This is a genomic window from Synechococcus sp. Tobar12-5m-g, from assembly GCF_024345415.1.
In the GTDB taxonomy this organism is placed as follows: domain Bacteria; phylum Cyanobacteriota; class Cyanobacteriia; order PCC-6307; family Cyanobiaceae; genus Regnicoccus.
On the sequence record NZ_JAGQBB010000023.1, the window covers coordinates 17604 to 36534 of the forward strand.

Genomic DNA, 18931 nt, shown 5'->3' on the forward strand with positions numbered 1-18931 from the left:
GTGGGGTTCTCAGCGGTAATCCTGGGTTTGCACATCCCGGAGACGGGCTTCGGGGCGGAGGAAACGATCCATCTGGGCCTCGAAGAAGGCCCGATTGGCCTTGAGGTGTTCCGGATCGGGATCGTCAAGGGGAAACAGCAGGGCGCAGCGCAGGGCCTGGATCACCGCCGAGGTCACGTTGTACATGGAGCGCTGGAAGGTGATGCCCAGCTGCACCAGGATGTCGTCCTCGCCCCGTTTGTGGCTCCGGTAGAGATCCACCAGGTATTGCGGCAGGAAGTGCAGCATGTCCTGCATCAGCAGGGTGGGCGGGATGCCGGCCGAGCCCACCGGGAACACGTCGGCATAGAGGATGCCGTAGTGGAACTCAGCCTGCTCCGAAGGCACCTGGCCGGCCTGGGCGTTGTAGCTCTTGGTGCCCCGGAACGGCGCGGTGCGGTAGAACACCGCCTCCACATAGGGCAGGGCCGCCTCGTAGAGCCAGGTGAACCCTTCCGATTTGGGGATGATCTCGATGCACTCCTCGCCGATGTACACGTGGTGGTAGATGGGGCGGCCGGCCACGGCGAAAATGCCGTTCACCAGGAAATCCATGGCGGCGGGAACCCCGGAGAAGCCACCTTCGTCGTAGATGTCGCTCATCTCGAAGAACACCGGCGCCATCACCTCCCAGAACAGGCCGAGGTTGGCGTAGTAGCTCATCTTGCGCACCTGCTCCAGGAACATCTCCGGGAACAGCTTGTGGAGCCCCAGCATCAGGGGGTTTCCCTTGAAGTAGGCGAGAATCGCCCGCTCGGCGTTGGCCTTGTAGACGTCGCTCTCCAGGTAGTCATAGAAGCGGCCCCCCATGCCCTGGTGCCAGAACATGGCATCCATGCAGGCCTCGGCGAACTCCATGTTGATTCGGTCGTGCCAGAGGTGGTGCAGCAGCTTGGGCAGCTTGCCGGTTTCTCCTTTGGCCATGAACTCCAGCAGCTCGGGGTGGGCCGTGGCCGGCCCACGCCAGATCCGCAACTTGGAATCATCGCCCGCATAGGAGTTGGGCAGATCGAGATACTCCTGGCTCGGGAAGTACTTGAAAGCGGGCAAGGGGTCGAGGAACACCCGCTCGGCGATGTAAAGCAGGTCACGCCAGTAGAAGTCCATCGGCACGGCATAGGCCTTGTAGATGCCGATGATCTGCATCAGGTTCTCCGGCGTGTCCGGCAGCATCGAGCCGCCGGCCTCGAGCCGCTCGACCACTTCAGCAAAGGGGTGGGTGGAGGGGGGCAGAACGGTCGTGGGGGTTGTGACGGTCATGGCCGGAGATCCAGCAGGGCTGGCAGAGAAGGCTTGGGCAGGAGGGTGGCGATCAGCTGGGACTGTGCGGGCAGGGAAGCCATGGCCATGGCGCTGATCGGTGGACGCGAGAGCGCCAGGGCGCTGGTGGTGTCCTCGCTCCAGCCCAGCAGGATCTGGGGCCAGAGGCCCGCCAGGATCACCAGGAAGGAGAGGGCCAGGGCAGGCAGCCGCTCCACCCAGGTGGTGCTGACGTAGTCGGCGGTCTTGTTGTCGAGCCGGCCGAAGCCCACCCGGTTGAACAGCCGCACCGCATAGACGGCCGTCAGGCCCGAGGCCAGCAGGCAGCCCAGGGTGGGCAGGGGAAACACGGGCCAGCTGCCCTGGAACACCACCATTTCAGCCAGGAAGCCCGCCTGGCCAGGCACCCCGGCGGCGGCCATCAGGGCCAGCAGAAACAGCCCCAGGGTGAAGGGCAGACCCCGGCCCGGATTCATCAGGCCGGAGAGGGCAGCAATTTCGGTGGTGCCGGTTTTGGCCTCAATTTTACCGACCAGGCAGAACAGCAGGGCCACGATCATGCCCTGGGCCAGGATCTGGGCGACGGCTCCCTGCAGGCTCAGGGGGGTGGCGGCCGCCATGGCCAGCACCAGCAGGCCCATGTGGCCCAGGGCACTGAAGGCAACCAGGCGGCGCATGTCCGTCTGGGCGATCGCGTTGAGCGCGCCGTAAAGGGCGCTGGCCGTGCCCACCACCGCGATCGCCGGCGACCAGGCCGCCCAGGTGTCCCCGAGCATGCCGACGCCGAAGCGAAGCAGCCCGTAGGCACCCAGCTTGGAGACCACCCCGGCCAGTTGCATGGCCACGGGGGTGGAGGCCTGGCTGTAGGTCAGCGGCTGCCAGCCATGCAGGGGGAAGATCGGCATCTTCAAGCCAAAGGCGAGCAACAGCAGGCCCAGGATCCAGCGGTTGGCACCAGGCGGCAGCACCGCCTGGGCCAGGTCGGCGTAGGCGAAGCTGAAGCCGTTGGTGTTGAGCAGCGCCAGGGCCAGCACCCCGGCCAGCAGGGCCACTCCCGACACCGCGCCATACATCAGATAGCGGATCGCGGCGGTGGCCCGCCGCTCCCCACCCCACACCGCCACCAACAACGTGGTGGGAATGAGCGTGATCTCATAGGCCAGCACGAACAACAGGCCGTTGCAGGCAAGGAAAGCTCCGACCAGGCCCACGTTGGTGGCCAGCACCATGGCATAGAAAAGGCGCCGCCGGGGCTGGGCGATCGGGGTGGCGAACACCGCCATCAAGGTGAGCAGGGCCGTCAGGCCCGCCAGGGGAAGCGAGAGGCCATCGAGGCCGAGGTGAAGCTCCAGTCCGAGCTGGGGAAGCCAGGCCCTGCGGAGTTCCGGCACCGGATGGCCGGCGAGCCACAGCACCTGCAGCAGCTGCACGGCCGGGATGAAAACGGCCAGGCGTCGGGGCCAGGGCCCTGGCAGCGGTGCCAGGCAGAGGAGCAGAACGGCCGCCAGGGGAAGCAGCAGGAGGGTGAGCAGCATGGGAGGTCTCGGTGGTCTGCTTCAGAAGGTCAGGGCGGTGGGCGTGTGGCGGGTGAGGATCCAGATCCCCATCAGCACCACACCGATCAGCACGGTGAAGGCGTAGGCCTGCACCCGGCCGGTGGTGCTGAAACTGAGGCGGCGAGCCCCCTCCAGGGCCAGGTCGCCGCTCCGGTTGCTGAAGCCATCCACCAGAGCTCGATCCAGCCAGCTGCTGCTGGCGGCCAGCACCACGACGAGGCCCACCACGGTGCGGCGGTAGAGCCCCTCGGTGTGGAGGTCAGCCGCAAGCCAATGCTGCAACCCGGCCAGGGGGCCTGGCAGCTTCGGCAGGTGCTCGGTGGAGAAGAGGTAAAGCACGGCTCCGGAGCTGATCCCGATCAGGGTGGAGGCGAGCAGGGGCAGGGCCATCGGGCCCCAGGCTTCGCCATAACCGGCGCGGTTGATCAGGATCGGCAGGTGGAGCACCAGGCCGGTGGCCACCATCGTGGGCAGCACCATCAGCCAGAGCACCTCGGCGGAGCGCTTGGTGAACACGGAGGGCTTGCCGCCCCAGATCAGCCCGAAGATCCTTACCAGGGCGGCGCTGATCAGGCCGTTGGTGATCAGCACCACGGCGGTGAGCAGAACCGGGGCCTGGCTCCCCGCCAGGCTGGCCGCCATGGCCCGCAGGGCACCAAAACCGGCGAGGGGGGGCAAGCCCACCAGACCGGCGGCCCCCACCAGGAAAGCGATTCCCATCAGCGGCCGCCGCGACCAGAGGCCACCCAGCTGGGTGAGGTCCTGGCTGACGTTGCTCGAAACCACCGTGCCGAGGGCCAGCAGCACCAGGGCCATCGGCAGGGGGTAGATCAGCATCATGCGCCAGGCGGTTTCGCCCGCCCCGGCGCCGACGGCCAGGAACAGCAACCCGAGCCAGCTGCTCACCAGGAAGGAGATCGCCCGCTTGATGTCGATCTGGGCCAGGGCGATCAGGGCTCCCACCAGGGCGGTGGTGCCGCCCACGATCACCAGCACCGCCTGCACCGTGGGGCTCACCGCCAGCAGCGGTTCCAGCCGCAGCAGCACCCAGGCGCCGCCCACCACCACCACCGAATTGCGCAGCACGGTGGAAGGAAAGGGGCCTTCCATGGCTTCGTCGAGCCAGAGGTGGAGAGGAATCTGGGCGCACTTGCCCATCGGGCCCGCAATCAGGGCCAGCAGGATCAAGGTGAGGGCGGGGCTGGGGGTGGCCTGTTGGGCCCAGGCATTCAGTTCGTTGATATTCCAGGTGCCGGCCACCGGCAGCAGCGCCACCAGACCGGCCAGCAACACCAGATCACCCACCCGCTTGGTGAGGAAGGCATCGCGGGCCCCCTTCACCACCAGGGACTGGTTGAACCAGGTGCCCACCACCAGGTAAGTGCCGAGGGTGAGGAGCTCCAGCACCACGTAGGCGAAGAAGAGCGAATCGGTGAGCACCAGGGCGCACAATCCCGCTTCGAACACACTGAGGCAGCCGAAGAAACGGGGCCAGCCCCAGTCCATCTCGAGATAGCCGATCGCGTACACCTGGGCCAACACATGGATGCCGCAGATCATCGTCATGGCGATCAGCACCGGCTGGTTGATCGTCGCGTCGAAACTGATGGACAGTCCGGCGGTGTCGAGCCAGGGCCAGCTGCGGGTGAGCGGGGTGCCGGAGAAGGCGATCCAGGCCCCCAGGCTGTGCAGGAAGGCAATCAGGTTGAAGAAGAGGTTGATGTAGCCGGAAGGCCGCGGCCCGGTGCGGGAAATCAACCCCGGCACCCAGAGCAGGGAGAAGAACGCCCCCACCAACGGGTAGAGGGGAATCAGAAAGGCCGTCTCAAGGACGGAGGTTGCGAAGGAGGCCGTCTCAAGCGTGGGGACGGTCATCTGAGCGCCATGGATCCAGGATGATTGCGAACAATAGAGTTGAGCGGCTGGTCCCGGGCGGCCTGATGAAGAGGTGTTGCCAATGGCAGCACTAAGCCCCCGTTATCGATCGCGGCAGCAACCCTTCGATCGGAGCGTTGCCAGCCAGAGCGTCTCCCTGTCGGGCCATGCCCGGCCCAACCAGGTTGGCCAGCGTGTGAAGGGGGAGGACCACCCAGTGCTCCGGCCAGCGGCAGCCCAGCAAGGGGCTGGTTCAGGTTGGGCCATCGGGTGCTCTGGCCGGCAGCCATCATCCCCTCCTCTCTGTCGCATCACCGGCACAGCCCATGCTCAGCGCCGTGGAGATCATCGTTGGAATCCTGCTGCTGTTCGGCGGCGGCGAGTTGTTTGTGCAGGAGTCCGTGGCCCTGGCTCTGCTGCTCGGCATTCCCCGGCTGGTGATCGGGCTCACGGTGGTGGCGATGGGCACCAGCGCCCCGGAGCTGTTCGTGAGCGTGCTCTCCACGCTTCAGGGGGCCGACGACCTGGCCGTGAGCAACATTGTGGGCAGCAACATCTTCAATGTGCTCGTGGTGCTCGGCTGCAGTGCCCTGATCCTGCCGCTGCGGGTGCACAGCCGGCTGATCCGTCGCGATGTGCCCCTCCTGCTGGCGGTGTCGATGGCCGTGTGGGGTATGGCCTCGCCGGGCCGGATGACCTGGCAGGCCGGCTGAGCGATTCGCTCATTGATTGGCAGCTGACGGGGGGGAGCGCCGGATCAACCAGAGGTCATCGCCCTGCACCCAGAGCAACAACAATCCCGCCGGGGAGTTCACCGTGATCGCGTGGGGCTGGCTCAGGCCCATGGCCCTGGCCGCCGCCAGCGGCAACCTGCGCACCTCCACCCCCTCCGGCAAGCTGGCCAGGCCCGCCGGTCGGCTGCCTGCGGCGGTGCCACTGTCCCAGAGAATGGTGTAGGGCCGATCCGCGCTGGCGCTGAGCTTGAGATGTCTTGCGGCCAGGGCGTTGAGGGCGATCTTGCTGGCTTCAGCCTTGACGGCCCCATCGGGTTTGGCAGGGGTCTCCCCCTTCTCCCCCTTGCCGCTCTCGCCCGCTGGCTCAGAAGGGGCGTCCAGCTGGCTGGCCAGCTCCAGGGCCGTGCTGGCATCACTCGGCAGTCCCGGCGACAGGCTTTGATTGACCCCCCAGGCAAGCCCTGTCGGGACCGGGCGCCGCGAGGCCAGGGCGGCAGACCCCTCGCGGGGAGCTTGGTGCTGCCGCTGGCTTTGCCCGCCCGCGGCCGGAGGCGGGGGCGGCGGCAGGCTGCCGAGCAGTTCCGGCGGGGGCGGCGGCAGGCTGTTCTCGAACGGCAGGGTCAGGGTGCCCAACCCACTCGCCGGGGAGGCGGCCTGGCTGGCACGGGTGCTGAAGCGCAGCAGCTCGGGGGTATTGTCCGCGGCCCGCAGGCTGGTGACCGGACGGCGTGGACGTTCCGCCACCGTGCTGCCAGCCAGCCAGAGAGCGTGGGCACCCACAGCGACGGCCACCGGCAACAGCCAGGGGGCCGAACCGATGCTGCGCAGCCAGGGGCGTTTCCCGAGTTCCTGCCACCGCTGGCGGAGTCCCTGGTGCCAGGCCTCAGGAGGCAGGAACCGGGGCCGGAAGTTGAATTTCGAAGGGAAGCGCACTGACTTCAAGCAGGGGAAGGAATCGCTGCACCAGGCCCCAGGGGGTGGTGGGAGAGGGGATCAGCCGCACGTGGGCCCGGGCGTTGAGGCGGCCGGCTTCCCGCAGCAGACCGGGCAGCTGCTGGGAGCTGATCGGGCGGTTCCAGAGGCGCAGGCCGCCATCCGCCTCCAGGTGAAGCACCACCAGGCCCCGATGGGCTGGAGCCTGGGCAAGTTGCTGGGGCAGCAGCAGCCAGGCCAGGCTGAACAGACCAATCGCCGCGCCCAACAGGGCCAGCCAGAGGCCTTGCTCGGCTGTGGAGATCGGCTCTGCCCCAGCGAGCCGGGTGGTGGGGGAGGATGTCGTCATGGTCGGCCGGACACCAGTTCGAGCCGGACCGGCTGGCGGCTCTTGCCGCGCAGCCAGGCCAGGGTGGTGCTGACCGTCTGGCTCGACAGCGCGTCGGAAGGGAGAAAGCGGACGCCGCCGTGGCTGGCATCCGTCTGGAGCTGGGCCGCCAGGCTGGCCTCGCTGACCGGCGCTCCGTTGAGATACCAGAGGCCTGTTGCCGATCGCACCAGGAACCTGGCGGGCTGAAGCCCTTCGGGGGCTGGCAAGCGGGAGCGGGGCTCGGGCTGGCTGAGGGCGACGGGCACCAGGGCCACGGCGGTGAGGGTCACCAGGGTCAGGCCGGTGATCGCCAGAATGCGGACGGTCATGGGGTCACCAGCTCATTGCGCAGGCAGGCGCGCTCAAGCCGCCGCCGCTGCCCCTGGCGCAGGCCCTGGTTGGTGCGCAGGATCAGAGCGGCGATCAGGGCGATGACCAGGCCCAGCCAGGTGCTCACCAGCACCTGGCCATAGCCGACAACACTGGCGCCACTGGGCAGGGTGAGCTGGGGACCGAGCTCAGCGAGGACCCGCATCAGCCCGGTCACGGTGCCGATCAGGCCGAGCAGGGGTCCGATCAGGGTGGCCGCCTCCAGCACGGACTCGCCCTGGGCCATCGCCGCGTCGAGCTGGTTGAGCTCAAGGGTCTCCAGTGTCTGGCGTTGGGCACCGGCCGGAGTGGCCTGAAGGGCTTCGAGAAGTTGCCGCTCCTGCCGATTCGAACCCAGCCCCCAACCCCGCCAGTAGCGGATCCGCTCGACGCCGATCGAGAGCACCACGATCGAAAGCAAGAGAAGGGGAACCATCACCGGTCCACCGGAACGCAGCGCGGAGAAACCCATTCCGCCGCCCAGACCCCAATCATTTCAACGGGGAAGCTAGGGGGCCAGTCGTCCGGGACTTGGTAGTGGAATGACTTGACAGGGCTGCTAGGAAAATCGTAGTAAACGGCGCCGACCCGGGCTTTCAGCCACCTGCGGGTGCGAAGGTGTCAGGGTGCATTCCGGCCCAGTCGCAAGACCACAGATCACCAGCTGGCAGGTTCTGCCGATGCCAGCATCGACCGATGACACCCGTTTCCCGATGACCTCCCTTTCCCGATGACCACCATCTTCGCCGACAGCAGCCTCAGCATCGGCCGCACACCGCTGGTGAAGCTCAACCGGGTGGTGGGCGAGAGCAAGGCCACCGTGCTGGCCAAGATCGAGGGCCGCAATCCCGCCTATTCGGTGAAATGCCGGATCGGTGCGGCCATGATCTGGCAGGCCGAGAAGGATGGGCTGCTCGGCTCCGGCAAGGAGTTGATCGAGCCCACCAGCGGCAACACGGGCATCGCCCTGGCGTTCGTGGCGGCCTCACGCGGGATCCGGCTCACCCTCACCATGCCGGAAACGATGAGCCTGGAGCGCCGCAAGTTGCTCACCGCCTACGGCGCCCACCTGGAGCTCACCGACGGGCGCCTCGGCATGACCGGCGCCGTTGGCCGGGCCCAGGAGATCGCCGCCTCCGACCCGGAGCGCTATGTGCTGTTGCAGCAGTTCGCCAATCCGGCCAACCCCCGGATCCACCACGACACCACCGGACCGGAGATCTGGAAAGACACTGACGGGCAGGTGGATGTGCTGGTGGCGGGTGTCGGGACCGGCGGCACGATCACAGGCGTCAGCCGCTACATCAAGACCACCCTCGGCAAGCCGCTGGTGTCAGTGGCGGTGGAACCGGCAACCAGCCCGGTGATCAGCCAGACGATGCAGGGTCTGCCCCTCCAGCCCGGTCCCCACAAGATCCAGGGCATCGGCGCCGGCTTTGTGCCGGAAAATCTCGATCTGGCCATGGTCGACCGGGTCGAAGCCGTATCCAATGAGGAGGCGGTGCAGATGGCGCGGCGGCTGATGCGGGAGGAGGGAATCCTGGCGGGGATCTCCTGTGGGGCCGCCACGGTGGCGGCGCTGCGCCTGGCGGAGGAGGAGGCCTATGCCGGCAAGACAATCGTGGTGGTGCTGCCGGATTCCGGTGAGCGCTATCTCAGCTCGGTGCTGTTCGAGGGCGTGTTCGATGCCGCGGGCCTGGCGATGGTGTGAAGCGCCTGGCCCTCTTTCCACCAGCGCCAGGCCTCTGCATTGATGAGCAGGCCGATCACCACTAAGGCCCCCATCAGCAGGATCTGATCGGCCCTGGCGTCGGGCACGACGATGTCGGCGATGAGGTGGAGGATGTTTGTAACGGTATAGACGATGCTCAGCCAGAAGTGAAGCCGTCGCCAGGGCCGCCAAGCCTGCACATGGTCGGGATCACTGGCGGCGTAGGCAATCAGCAGGATGGCGATCAGGGGCACCAAAAAGTAGACCAACATCGCGTTGTAAAGCATCGGCAACCTGCCTGAATCCACATGGCTGTGGATCTCGGGGGAGAGCCCATGGAACAGCGGCATCAACCCCAGATCCACATGGAAGAGCATGGCCAGCAGCCAACTCAGCCAGAGGCTGCGCAGGCGCAGGGCATGGTCGCAACTGTTGTTGCCGGTGGCGGGCCCTCTTGATGTGGTCATGGAAGCGTGCCGTCTGGCTGTCGTCTGACCTGATGGGTTCAGTGATCGGGGAGGCGGGAGGTGGTGATGCCCAGAACCCTGTACAGAGGGCAGAACCCCACGACCGCTGTGACCACCATGACGGCAGAGGAAACAGCCATAAAGATGCTGGCCACCCCCGTGAGGCTGAAGGAACCGATGGCCAGCAAGACTCCGAGAACAGCACGCACGATGCGGTCAGGGTTCGATTCATTTCTGCTCATCATTTCGCTCATCATTTCACTCATCAGTTTGTTCATTGGAAAGGTGCCTCCGTTGGTACCTGAATCTTAGATCCGGCGGTCGGCTTCTCCCTAAAGCAGCTGATTGTGTTCAGGATCCCCGGCTATCAGTGCTGGCAGCAGCCATCCCTTGGGCCAGCCCATCGCCCAGCTCCAGCGTGATCGCCTTCTCCACCGTGGACGGCAAGTTGCGGGAGACCGGGCAGAGCTTCATCCGCTCGCTGATGAACGCGATGGCCGCAGCATCGGCCCGGGCCCGCTCCATGGCTAGCGCTGCCGGATCGAGCTGCAGGCGGAAGTGGCCGCTCACCCGCTCGAGGATCCAATCGGCGCTGGTGAGCACGGTGAAATCCGCCTCCACCTGCAGGAGGGGAATGGCCGTCTCCTGGGCGTTGGCCACCAGATAGAAGTGCTGGCAGAGCAGCAGCGAGAGCAGATACAGCCGAAATCCCGGCGTGCTGAGGCTGGGATGCTGCGGTTGCCATTCCCCTGTTTCGCCAAGGAACTCCACCAGCGGGGATTGGCTGGCGCGATCAGGGGTGCCATGGTTGCTGCGCAGCCGGAACTGGAAGGTGCGGTTGTTCATGATGGGTCGCAAGAGAGGAAAGACGTGGGGCTGGCCTGTGCAGGGCCTCGCCGCCGGTGAGCAGGCCTGATCCGATCAGCAGGGCGGCAAAGCCGCGCCGCGGTGATCAGCAGGGGCAGCAGCAGGATCGAACCGCCGGCCAGCAGCAGCACAGTGCTCGTGATCACACCGTCACCCGGTTCCAGGGCATCACGGCGAGCAGGCGCGCCATGCCGCAGAAGCCACTGACCCCGGCAAAGGTGAGGCCGGCCCCCACAAAGCCCGCCAGCCAGATCCAGCCCGGGGCCACGGCCTGGCTGAGAATCACGCCAAGCAGCACCAGGCTGCCGGCGGCGATCTGCACCTGGCGCATCAGGGGCAGGGGCGCTCCCTTGAGCTTGTTCACAGGGAACCCCGCCTGCTGCCAGCTGGGCACCCCGCCCTGCAGATCCCAGAGGGGATGGGGATGGCCCTGGCCCAGCAGCTGGGCGAGCGCCTTGGCGCTCCGGTTTCCGCTCTGGCAGACCAGCACCAGAGGCCCGCTGGGCAGATCGGCCTGGCAGATGCGCCCGAGCGGAACGTTGAGGCTGCCGCTGATGTGGCCTGAGGCGTATTCCATCGGTTCGCGCACGTCGATCACGGTGACGTCGCGGGCGGCCAGCTGGTCGGCCAGGTCGTGGGCGCTGATGCGGTTGAGAGGGGCTATCGCAGGGGTGGTGGTCGTCATGGTGGGGATGGGGCCGTATGAGTCACTATGACCATAGCCGCATAGAGGCTGAAAAAGCAAGGGAAAGCCGGGTGGCAGGATCCATGTCGACACAGGACAGTTGGCACGACTCGAGCGTCTCGGCCATCGGGATCACCTCCAGACAGGTCCTCTCGGACAGCTCTTCCGCCTGCCGCTCAGGTGCCTGGAGAAAAGCCTGCCGGAATGGACCGGCGTGACCGCCTGCCAGGCCTCGGAGGACCGCAACCGCTGGCTATCCCGCTGTCTGCAGATCACTGAATGACCCGATGAGACAGCACGCCTGGTCAACGGCCTTGCCCCAGCCCCCTGGCCCAGCCAATGCCCTTGTCCTGAGTTGATGAGCATGGCGGATCGGTGTGGCCTTGTGGGTGAACTGCCTTCAGTTCATGCACGCCCCCCGGACACTGGTGGGCGTGCATCTCTGGCCGGCTGGACTCATCAGAATCGGCATGAAATCACACGGATTGAACCGTTGCATCCCCCCACCGTTCTGGGGCCTGACAGGCTCAGCAACAGCTGATAACATCTGTTGGATCGACATCTCATCGTTCAGTCACATCGTCTGGTGAAGCTGATGGGGTTCCAGTACACGAATCCTTTGAGAACCATGGTCAAGAGAAACGCCACAACCCCGATCAGCCGAATCGGACTGGTCGGTTCATCCCTCCTTCTGGGAGCCGTCATCGGTTTTTCAACCCAGAGCCTTGCTCAGCAACAGCCCATGATGCAAGCCGCGCTCGACAGCCTGCGTCAGGCGAGGAACCAGCTCCTCAAAGCAACGCCCGACAAAGGCGGCTATCGAAAGCAGGCATTGATCGATGTGAATAATGCCATTATCAACGTGGAGAAAGGAATCCGTTTCGACGATCGAACCCCCAACCGCAACTCTCCTTATCTCTGGCGGTAACGCTAGTCGCCGTCGCCCCTGACTGGCCCAGCCCCAGCTCGCTGGGCCTCCCGGCAAATGGGAATTCGCAAGCTGGTGGATGCTAGGAGGATGCCAATTTTCAATCGATGAAACGATTGAGCGCCCATGCTGCCGGTGCTAAGGCGTTCGGCACCGCGTTGGTCCTCGCTTCCATGCTGGCCTTCCGGCAGCGCCTCGTGCGCCCACCGAGCCGCTCGCGCCGACCGGGGTCGATGCAGCGCCCCTGCTGGTAGCGGGTGAGGGCAGGCATCGAAGTGGTGGCTCTCACGGTTGGGGGAGTGAAGATCTGAGGAAGGGCGGCACGGGCTAGACGATCGGAACGGAAACCTCAGGCCTGGGTGACACCATCGAGCGGGTAGCCCTGAGCAGCCCAGCGGCTCAGGCCGCCGCGCAGGTTGGCCACCTGGGAACGGCCGGCCTTGAGCAGCTGCTGGGTGGCCAGGGCCGAACGGCTCCCCGAATGGCAGACCACCACCAGCGGGCGACCCGTGGGGATTTCGCTGGAGCGGCTCTCCAGCTCCGGCAGGGGGATCAACAGGCTGTCGGCCACTCGCCCGTCGGGTCCGTTGAATTCCTCCGCGGAGCGCACGTCGAGCACGGTGACCTCGCCCTGATGGGCAACCACCCAGGCGGGGGTCAGTTCAGGTAGGCCGGCATAGCTGCGGGCCAGGGGCGCCCAGGCGGGAGCGGTGGCTGCCTCGCGGGGCTTGCCGGAGCGCATGTTGCCGGGCAGGGCCTCGGCGATCTTGTGGGGATGGGGGAGCTTCATGTTCTCCATGTGGCCCACGAAATCCCGCTCGCTGGCGTCGCCGCCGAGGCGGGCGTTGAAGGCCTTCTCCTCGGCCACGGAGGTGATGGTGCGGCCGGTGTAGTCGTGGCCGGGATAGAGCAGGCAGCGCTCGGGCAGGGAGAGGATCTGCCCGGTGATCGAGGTCCAGAGGGTGTGGGCATTGCCCTGCTGGAAGTCGCAGCGGCCGCAGCCACGCACCAGCAGCGCATCGCCGGTGAAGGCCATCGAGTGGTCGTCGAGCACGAAGCTGATGCAGCCGTCGGTGTGGCCGGGGGTGGCACGCACCTCCAGAGCGCGGCTGCCGAAGTCGATGCGATCCCCATGGGCCAGGGGCCGGGTGACGTTCTCGGCGCGGGCGGCGGCGGCCAGCCCGATGGCACAGCCTGTGGCCTCATGCATCAGCCAGCTGCCGGTCACATGGTCGGCATGGGCGTGGGTGTCGATCGAGGCCACCAACTCGATGCCCAGTTCGCGGATCAAGGAGAGATCGCGGCCGTGCTGCTCGAAGACCGTGTCAATGATCACCCCCTTGCGGCTGGGTACGTCGGCCAACAGATAGGTGAAGGTGCCGGTGTCGGCGTCGAACAGCTGGCGGAAGAGCAGGGAGCCACCGCCTGCGGCGGCCGAGAGGGACAAGGCGGGAGCGGGAGCGACGGCCATGGGTGATCGATCACCAACTTGTATGAACATATCCGCATTATGGGCATCAGGGTCATACTCACTAAGCAGGTCGCTGGCCGCCTCAGGTCCACGCCCTGCGCACTTCGTGCATAATGCGTGGAACGACATAGTCCCATCCATGCGCCGGACCCCGCCCCAGACCCTGCCCAGCCCCCAACTCCTTGATGAACTCAGCGCCTTCTTCCGTCTGCTGAGCGAGCCGGCCCGCCTCCAATTGCTCTGCCAGCTCAAGCACAGCGGGGCCATGGATGTGGCCTCCCTGATCGAGGCCACCGGCTTCAGCCAGTCCCACATCAGCCGACAACTCGGCCAGCTGCAGCGCGCCGGCCTGGTGAGCTGCGAACGGGATGGCACACGCCTGATCTACGCGGTGGCCGACCCCCTCGTGGATGACCTCTGCAACCTGGTGCAGCGTCGTCTCAAGCAGCGGCTTGAGGACCAGCTTCGGCAGTTGCAGGGCGTCTGATCATGGCTCCTTCCGCGCCGATCGGCCCCAGCAACATCAGAAAGAGGGCGGAGGTCATGAGCTCAGCAGCTTCTGGACGATCGTGATCCCACGGATGGCCTGCCAGCCCAACAACAGCACGGGATGGACGACATTCAGAGCGAAAGGGATCGTCTCAAGTCTGGCCAGGGGGGCCTGAGGCGAATCGGGAGGGAACCTGGAGATCCCATCGCGATCTGGCCGGAATCACCAAAGGCTGCGGATCGCTGAGGATCCAGGGCAGGGAAGCAGACAGCACCGCACTGAAGAAACACCACACCGAGGTGAAGGCGTAGCCGTAGGCCAGGTGCGAGATCAGGAAAGCGACGAGAAGGCAGCCGCCGAACAAGCGCAGGCGCACCGAAGCGCTGATCATCAACGGCATGGCGATAATCAGCCCATACACCGTGCTGCCGAAGCCCAGGTTGATCCAGCGATCCGCCAGCAGGGTGGTGTGGTAGTCGAGCGATCCCTGCACCACGGCGGGTTGGAACAGGGAACCGTCGATCAGCAGCGGCAACCAGAGCCCCGCGCCCGCCAGCAGGCCCAGCACCAGCAGGCTCCGGAGGACCCATCGCCGCAGGGGAGGCGGCGCATGGACGCCCAGACGCAACCCGCACCAGGGCAGCCAGGCCAGCCAGAAGGCATAGGCGAAGAACAGATAACCGAGCGCGGCGGGGTGCACGAGCCAGGCGGCGCCGCCAGGTTCGAGGCCAAGCCAGACCAGACCCTCCAGGGCCTGTTGCACCGAGAAGAACACCGGTGTGAGGGCCAGGGGCAGCAGGTCGCTGCGTTGCTGAGCCTGGCAGTAGCGCACGGAGGCCACACCCAGGGGCAAGAGCACGGCCGCCACCACGAAGCTGGCGCTGCTGGAGAAACACATCGGCGTGGAGCCGTCTCCGGCAGCATGGGGTTTGCCCCAGCCTGGCGCGCTGGTGCCAGCCATGCAGGGTCACCTTTCTGAAAGGCCTCTTAGGATCTCTTCTCGCGTCGTCAGATGATTCCGATTGCGGAATCGTCGGGCGTCAGACCATCACCGTCTTCCTGATCCATGACCCTCCAGAGCAAGTCTGAGGCGAACGCACCTACGGACGATGACATCTATGCCTCTGAGGATCTTTCCAGCGGCCTGCCGAAGCTCCATTTTCCCTCAGGAGAACGGGACCCGCGCACCATCTTCGCAGCAGTGCGGGATGAACTGATGCTGGATGGGAATTCCCGCCAGAATCTTGCCACCTTCTGCCAGACATGGGTGGAGGACGAAGTCCATCAATTGATGGACCTGTGCGTCGACAAGAACATCGAAGACAAGGACGAATATCCCCAGACCGCCGAGATCGAGGCCCGTTGCACCCACATGCTGGCCGACCTCTGGCATGCGCCCTCGATTGAGAAGTCCATCGGCGCCTCCACCACCGGCTCCAGTGAGGCGGCGATGCTGGGTGGTCTGGCGATGAAACGCCGCTGGGAAGCCACCAGGAAAAAGGCCGGGCAATCCACCGACAGGCCCAATCTGGTCACGGGCCCCGTGCAGATCTGCTGGCACAAGTTCAGCCGGTACTGGGACATCGAGCATCGGGAGATTCCGATGGAACCCGATCAGCTGATCCTTTCGCCCGAAGCCGCTCTTTCCTACTGCGACGAAAACACCATCGGCGTGGTGCCGACCCTGGGGGTGACCTTCACGGGTCACTACGAACCGGTGCAGCAACTCGCAAGCGCCCTCGATGCCTATCAGCAATCCACCGGCATCGACATTCCCATCCATGTGGACGCCGCCAGCGGAGGCTTCCTGGCCCCCTTCTGCGCCCCCGATCTGGTTTGGGATTTCCGCCTCCCGCGGGTGAAGTCAATCAACGCATCGGGGCACAAGTTCGGCCTGGCACCCCTTGGCGTGGGCTGGGTGCTCTGGCGAGAGGCTACTGATCTGCCGGAGGAGATGGTGTTCTGGGTGAACTACCTGGGCGGCAACATGCGTGATCTCACCTTGAATTTCTCACGTCCGGGGGGGCAGGTGGTGTGCCAGTACTTCAACTTTCTGCGCCTGGGGATGGAGGGTTACCGCAAGGTGCACTCCGCCTGCTATGCCACGGCCCAGTACCTGGCCGCCGAAATCTCCAAACTGGGCCCGTTCGAGATCATCTACGGCGGCGATCCTGCCGCGGGCATTCCTGCCCTCTGCTGGACGATGAAGGAGGGAGCCGACGCCAACTTCAACCTCTTTTCCCTCGCCGATCGCTTGCGGGTTCGGGGTTGGCAGGTGCCCGCCTACACCCTGCCTGCCCACTGCCAGGAACTGACGGTGCAGAGGATCCTGGTGCGCCATGGCGTCAGCCGTGATCTCGCCGAACTGCTGCTCGACGACATCCGCCTGGCTCTGGCCTATTTCGATCGCCACCCGGACCATGCCGTGCTCACCCCTGCAGAGGCCAGCGGATTTCATCACTGAAGAGCAGCGGCACGGCTGGCTGCCGGGGTGAACACCCCACCACCGCTGCGCTCGATGGCCGTTTGACCTGGCTGGGCCAGGGCGGGCTGGTCAGGGTTCCCGATCTGCTGCTCCCGGAAACGGCGCTGAGCACATGGGGGCCCATGTTGAAACGTTCCGCCCCGAACCCGTGCCCCACATCCGCCCCACAGCAGGCAGGCTCCCCTCATCGGTGATGACCTGATTGATCGATGCCTGATCAGGAGCAAGGACTGGACGACGTCCTTGAAGCCCTGGTATCGGCCGGCAGCAGCGCCCGAAACCCGGACCTGCTTGAGGCGGTCGGCTGGGATTGGCCCCCCTATGGGAAGGTGAGAACAGAGCTCGTGGCCCGCCGGATCGTGACGCGCGGCCGGGGCCTCAGTGACACCGTCTCTCTGGCGGACGCGGATAACTTGGCGCAGCAGGACACGTCGGGAAAGGCCGGCCGCAAGGCGAAGGCCAGAGCCACCGCCAGGCCCTCAATGGTTGACCAACCTCCTCTCTGGACCAACCCCCACGGCGGCAGGACCGTCAAGGGGGCCCAAGGTCCTTGCGTAAGCCCTTGACGGGCCTGGCCGCAGCCCTCCCAAGGCGCAGCCAAAGAACACAACTGCCAACCGGGTCAGGGTCAGCGCTGGTTGGTTGTCAAGCGGGACCGAGCATTCAGCCTTGGCTGGCTGCCAGCTCCCAGGCTTCGATCGCAGCGGCAAGCTGTCGGGCAGCTGAGGATGGCTGGGCGGGGGAGAATGGCTCCACAGGAGGAACGACGGACGACCCCGTCCCCACCCACCGGCTGTAGCAGCCCTTGCCGGTTGTTGGCCCCTCCCCCGGAACGTAGTGACGGGCTGGTGGGGTGCTGGTGGAGAATCGGGTCGGGGTTTGGCGTTCCTATGGAGCCGATCTGTCTGAGGACAAACCGCAGCTAGCCAGCAGTTTTGACGGTTGTTGTAGGGCCACTTGTTTAGACGGACCCGATGCCGTTATCCCGGCCTGACGTCGATTGGTACATCTGGCTGGTGCCAATGACTTGGTGGTTGCCAGCCTTGAGGTTGAAGTAGGCTCAATCGTCAGAAGCTTCCATGCGCTCGTAGCGTTCTTCTAAAGGACTGTTGACCTGCACGGAAGCAATGCCGTTCTCGGCAGAGGATGACTTCGCCATTCCCCGCTTTGAGCGTGAACCGGTACTGGCCTTTCTCGTTCTGATTCAGTTCGTAGCAACCTGCCATGAAGCCTCCAAGGGTTGAAAAAGATTCGACGCGAAATTCAGCTAGCCTCCCATTCGACTCTAAGGGCCTTCTCTGGCTAAACAGGAGACTTGGTTAATCACGATTGACCGGTTAAGAGCAGGAATCTCCCATTAAACTTCGACGTTGCGAATCAATTAATTTTCTTGGAAATATATTTGAGGCTGAGCCCAGGCAGATAGCAATAGGGTAATTATTCGAAAATTGAGTAATGCGTGACTAGCGTGGATTGAACGTAGGTTGTCCATAGCCCATCTGCTCAAGGCTTTTGCCTTTGGGCTCGACTCTAAACACATAAGTTATCAACGCACCTAGAAGCGCTGTTAGCACTAAACATTGCAAAAGAGCTTCAGTTCCTATTTCCTTTCGTAGAATTGGAAAGAAAAAGGCAGAAGAAACAGCACCAATCTTTGCAAAAGAAGCCGCAAAACCTGCACCAGCTCCTCTTATTTGTGTTGGAAAGACCTCACCCGCTAAAACATATGTCATTGCATTAGGGCCGAGATTTGTCATAAAGTTGAACAACATAAAGCCAGCAAAGATAAGAGGTACTCTCAATTCATGCCCGTCTGGAATGACACTAGAGAGGGATGCGATTGCCAGGCCAATAGCACAACCTATAAATCCAACGATCTGCAAGGGGATTCTCCCAATTCGGTCAACCAATGGTATTGATGCTAAAAAGCCAACTATCAAGAGAAGGTCAATCATGCCAGACCCCTCTGCTGCAGTTAGGTCTCGGAGGATAAAGTCTGGCTGACCTTTGGTAAACAAGGTTCCAAGAATACTTGGTGTAAAGATTCCAATTCCATATGTTGAAAGATCCTGTAGAAACCAAGGAACCGAGGCCAGAATTGTAACTCTGATATAGCGACGGGAGAATAGGTCTTTAAACTTAAGCCTAGGTTCTTGTAGTCGCTCTTCTAGGGTTTGGTGCAGTAACTTAATAGGACGACAAAGTAGTTGTGACGCGGATCTTGAAGCTTCTTCTAGGTTGTTCCGTGCCTGCAACCAATGGGGACTTTCAGGCAGATTGCTTCGCATTACTGTTACGATAATTCCAGGAATGAAAAGGACTGCATACATCAAGTGCCAAGCGGCCATTTCTGGGTAAATCTTAAGCATTAAGATTCCTACTAAGACACCTCCAATTGAGCCAACCGCTTGGAAACTAAAGGCAGCCAAGACCATACGACCACGGAAACTACTGGGAATGGCTTCGGAGATGATGATGTGGGAAGTGGGGTAGTCAGCGCCCAAAGATACGCCAACACAGAATAAGAAAAAGATTAGAGACGAGACATTCCATGCTAATGCGGTTAAGGAGACTCTGGAAAACCCCACCACCCTGCGCGATAATGGCCGTGTGATCGCAGGCGTGAACAGGGTTCATGGGCATCAAGCAGCTCGGCTTTGGTGATTACGAGCAGTCCACGGCCAAAAAGCG

At 64.1% G+C, this 18931-nt stretch carries 19 protein-coding genes and 2 pseudogenes; 5 read left to right on the forward strand and 16 right to left on the reverse strand.

Annotated elements, in window-relative coordinates; genetic code table 11:
* Positions 1-9: 9 nt before the first annotated feature.
* The 3 genes from KBY66_RS12970 to KBY66_RS12980 are packed head-to-tail and all read right to left on the reverse strand — an operon-like array spanning position 10 to position 4730.
* Positions 10-1299, reverse strand: a complete 1290-nt coding sequence (locus tag KBY66_RS12970) for a CO2 hydration protein (protein WP_255090033.1) — start codon at positions 1297-1299, stop codon at positions 10-12.
* Entirely contained in the window at positions 1296-2834 is a 1539-nt protein-coding gene (locus tag KBY66_RS12975; protein WP_255090034.1) for an NADH-quinone oxidoreductase subunit M, read from the reverse strand. Before KBY66_RS12975 ends, KBY66_RS12970 begins: the two co-directional genes overlap by 4 nt.
* 21 nt (positions 2835-2855) lie before the next feature.
* Complete coding sequence (locus KBY66_RS12980) at positions 2856-4730, reverse strand: NAD(P)H-quinone oxidoreductase subunit F (RefSeq protein WP_255090036.1); 1875 nt, start codon at positions 4728-4730, stop codon at positions 2856-2858.
* 326 nt (positions 4731-5056) lie between these two features.
* Between KBY66_RS12980 and KBY66_RS12985 the strand changes: the two are divergent.
* Positions 5057-5440 (forward strand): annotated as a pseudogene (locus KBY66_RS12985) (sodium:calcium antiporter); the annotation flags it as partial.
* Positions 5441-5452: 12 nt separating this feature from the next.
* Here KBY66_RS12985 and KBY66_RS12990 read toward each other — a convergent pair.
* From KBY66_RS12990 to KBY66_RS13005, 4 genes are read right to left on the reverse strand one after another with little or no spacing between them, the layout of a single operon-like run.
* Positions 5453-6397: a hypothetical protein gene (locus KBY66_RS12990; protein ID WP_255090037.1), complete on the reverse strand. Its 945-nt coding sequence runs from the start codon at positions 6395-6397 to the stop codon at positions 5453-5455.
* Positions 6348-6746, reverse strand: coding sequence for a hypothetical protein (locus KBY66_RS12995; RefSeq protein ID WP_255090039.1), 399 nt, complete (start codon positions 6744-6746; stop codon positions 6348-6350). Before KBY66_RS12995 ends, KBY66_RS12990 begins: the two co-directional genes overlap by 50 nt.
* On the reverse strand, positions 6743-7096 hold the full coding sequence (locus KBY66_RS13000; RefSeq protein ID WP_255090040.1) for a hypothetical protein: 354 nt from the start codon (positions 7094-7096) through the stop codon (positions 6743-6745). Before KBY66_RS13000 ends, KBY66_RS12995 begins: the two co-directional genes overlap by 4 nt.
* Complete coding sequence (locus KBY66_RS13005; RefSeq protein WP_255090041.1) at positions 7093-7572, reverse strand: MotA/TolQ/ExbB proton channel family protein; 480 nt, start codon at positions 7570-7572, stop codon at positions 7093-7095. Before KBY66_RS13005 ends, KBY66_RS13000 begins: the two co-directional genes overlap by 4 nt.
* A 294-nt stretch (positions 7573-7866) precedes the next feature.
* Between KBY66_RS13005 and cysK the strand changes: the two genes are divergently transcribed.
* Positions 7867-8847 (forward strand): cysteine synthase A, encoded by a 981-nt coding sequence (gene cysK / locus KBY66_RS13010; RefSeq protein WP_255090042.1) that lies wholly within the window; start codon positions 7867-7869, stop codon positions 8845-8847.
* Here the strand turns inward: cysK and KBY66_RS13015 are convergent.
* The 5 genes from KBY66_RS13015 to KBY66_RS13035 all read right to left on the reverse strand — a co-directional run bounded on the left by KBY66_RS13015 (position 8787) and on the right by KBY66_RS13035 (position 10866).
* Positions 8787-9314, reverse strand: coding sequence for a hypothetical protein (locus tag KBY66_RS13015; protein ID WP_255090043.1), 528 nt, complete (start codon positions 9312-9314; stop codon positions 8787-8789). The two genes, cysK and KBY66_RS13015, sit on opposite strands and share 61 nt — an antisense overlap.
* A 38-nt stretch (positions 9315-9352) precedes the next feature.
* Entirely contained in the window at positions 9353-9592 is a 240-nt protein-coding gene (locus tag KBY66_RS13020) for a DUF2892 domain-containing protein (RefSeq protein ID WP_255090044.1), read from the reverse strand.
* A gap of 73 nt (positions 9593-9665) precedes the next feature.
* Positions 9666-10160, reverse strand: coding sequence for a hypothetical protein (locus tag KBY66_RS13025; RefSeq protein WP_255090045.1), 495 nt, complete (start codon positions 10158-10160; stop codon positions 9666-9668).
* A complete protein-coding gene (locus KBY66_RS13030) occupies positions 10157-10327 on the reverse strand; it encodes a hypothetical protein (RefSeq protein ID WP_255090046.1) in 171 nt (56 codons plus the stop codon). The genes KBY66_RS13025 and KBY66_RS13030 overlap by 4 nt, the downstream gene beginning before the upstream one ends.
* Entirely contained in the window at positions 10324-10866 is a 543-nt protein-coding gene (locus KBY66_RS13035; protein ID WP_255090047.1) for a rhodanese-like domain-containing protein, read from the reverse strand. Before KBY66_RS13035 ends, KBY66_RS13030 begins: the two co-directional genes overlap by 4 nt.
* A gap of 550 nt (positions 10867-11416) precedes the next feature.
* Here KBY66_RS13035 and KBY66_RS13040 point away from each other — a divergent pair.
* Positions 11417-11794, forward strand: coding sequence for a hypothetical protein (locus KBY66_RS13040; protein WP_255090048.1), 378 nt, complete (start codon positions 11417-11419; stop codon positions 11792-11794).
* 349 nt (positions 11795-12143) lie between these two features.
* On the opposite strand, the gene KBY66_RS13045 is transcribed toward KBY66_RS13040, so the two are convergent.
* Positions 12144-13265: an MBL fold metallo-hydrolase gene (locus tag KBY66_RS13045; protein ID WP_255090049.1), complete on the reverse strand. Its 1122-nt coding sequence runs from the start codon at positions 13263-13265 to the stop codon at positions 12144-12146.
* A 139-nt stretch (positions 13266-13404) separates the two neighbouring features.
* On the opposite strand from KBY66_RS13045, the gene KBY66_RS13050 reads away from it, so the two are divergent.
* Complete coding sequence (locus KBY66_RS13050; RefSeq protein WP_255090050.1) at positions 13405-13752, forward strand: ArsR/SmtB family transcription factor; 348 nt, start codon at positions 13405-13407, stop codon at positions 13750-13752.
* 154 nt (positions 13753-13906) lie between these two features.
* Here KBY66_RS13050 and KBY66_RS13055 read toward each other — a convergent pair whose 3' ends face one another.
* Entirely contained in the window at positions 13907-14716 is an 810-nt protein-coding gene (locus KBY66_RS13055; RefSeq protein WP_255090051.1) for a DUF6629 family protein, read from the reverse strand.
* Positions 14717-14821: 105 nt separating this feature from the next.
* Between KBY66_RS13055 and KBY66_RS13060 the strand changes: the two genes are divergently transcribed.
* Positions 14822-16219, forward strand: coding sequence for a glutamate decarboxylase (locus KBY66_RS13060; protein WP_255090052.1), 1398 nt, complete (start codon positions 14822-14824; stop codon positions 16217-16219).
* Between the two features lie 982 nt (positions 16220-17201).
* On the opposite strand, the pseudogene KBY66_RS15930 reads toward KBY66_RS13060, so the two are convergent.
* Together KBY66_RS15930 and KBY66_RS13070 are read right to left on the reverse strand one after the other, a co-directional pair.
* Positions 17202-17466 (reverse strand): annotated as a pseudogene (locus tag KBY66_RS15930) (YegP family protein).
* Between the two features lie 237 nt (positions 17467-17703).
* Positions 17704-18831: an MFS transporter gene (locus KBY66_RS13070; RefSeq protein WP_315855514.1), complete on the reverse strand. Its 1128-nt coding sequence runs from the start codon at positions 18829-18831 to the stop codon at positions 17704-17706.
* Between the last annotated feature and the right edge of the window lie 100 nt (positions 18832-18931).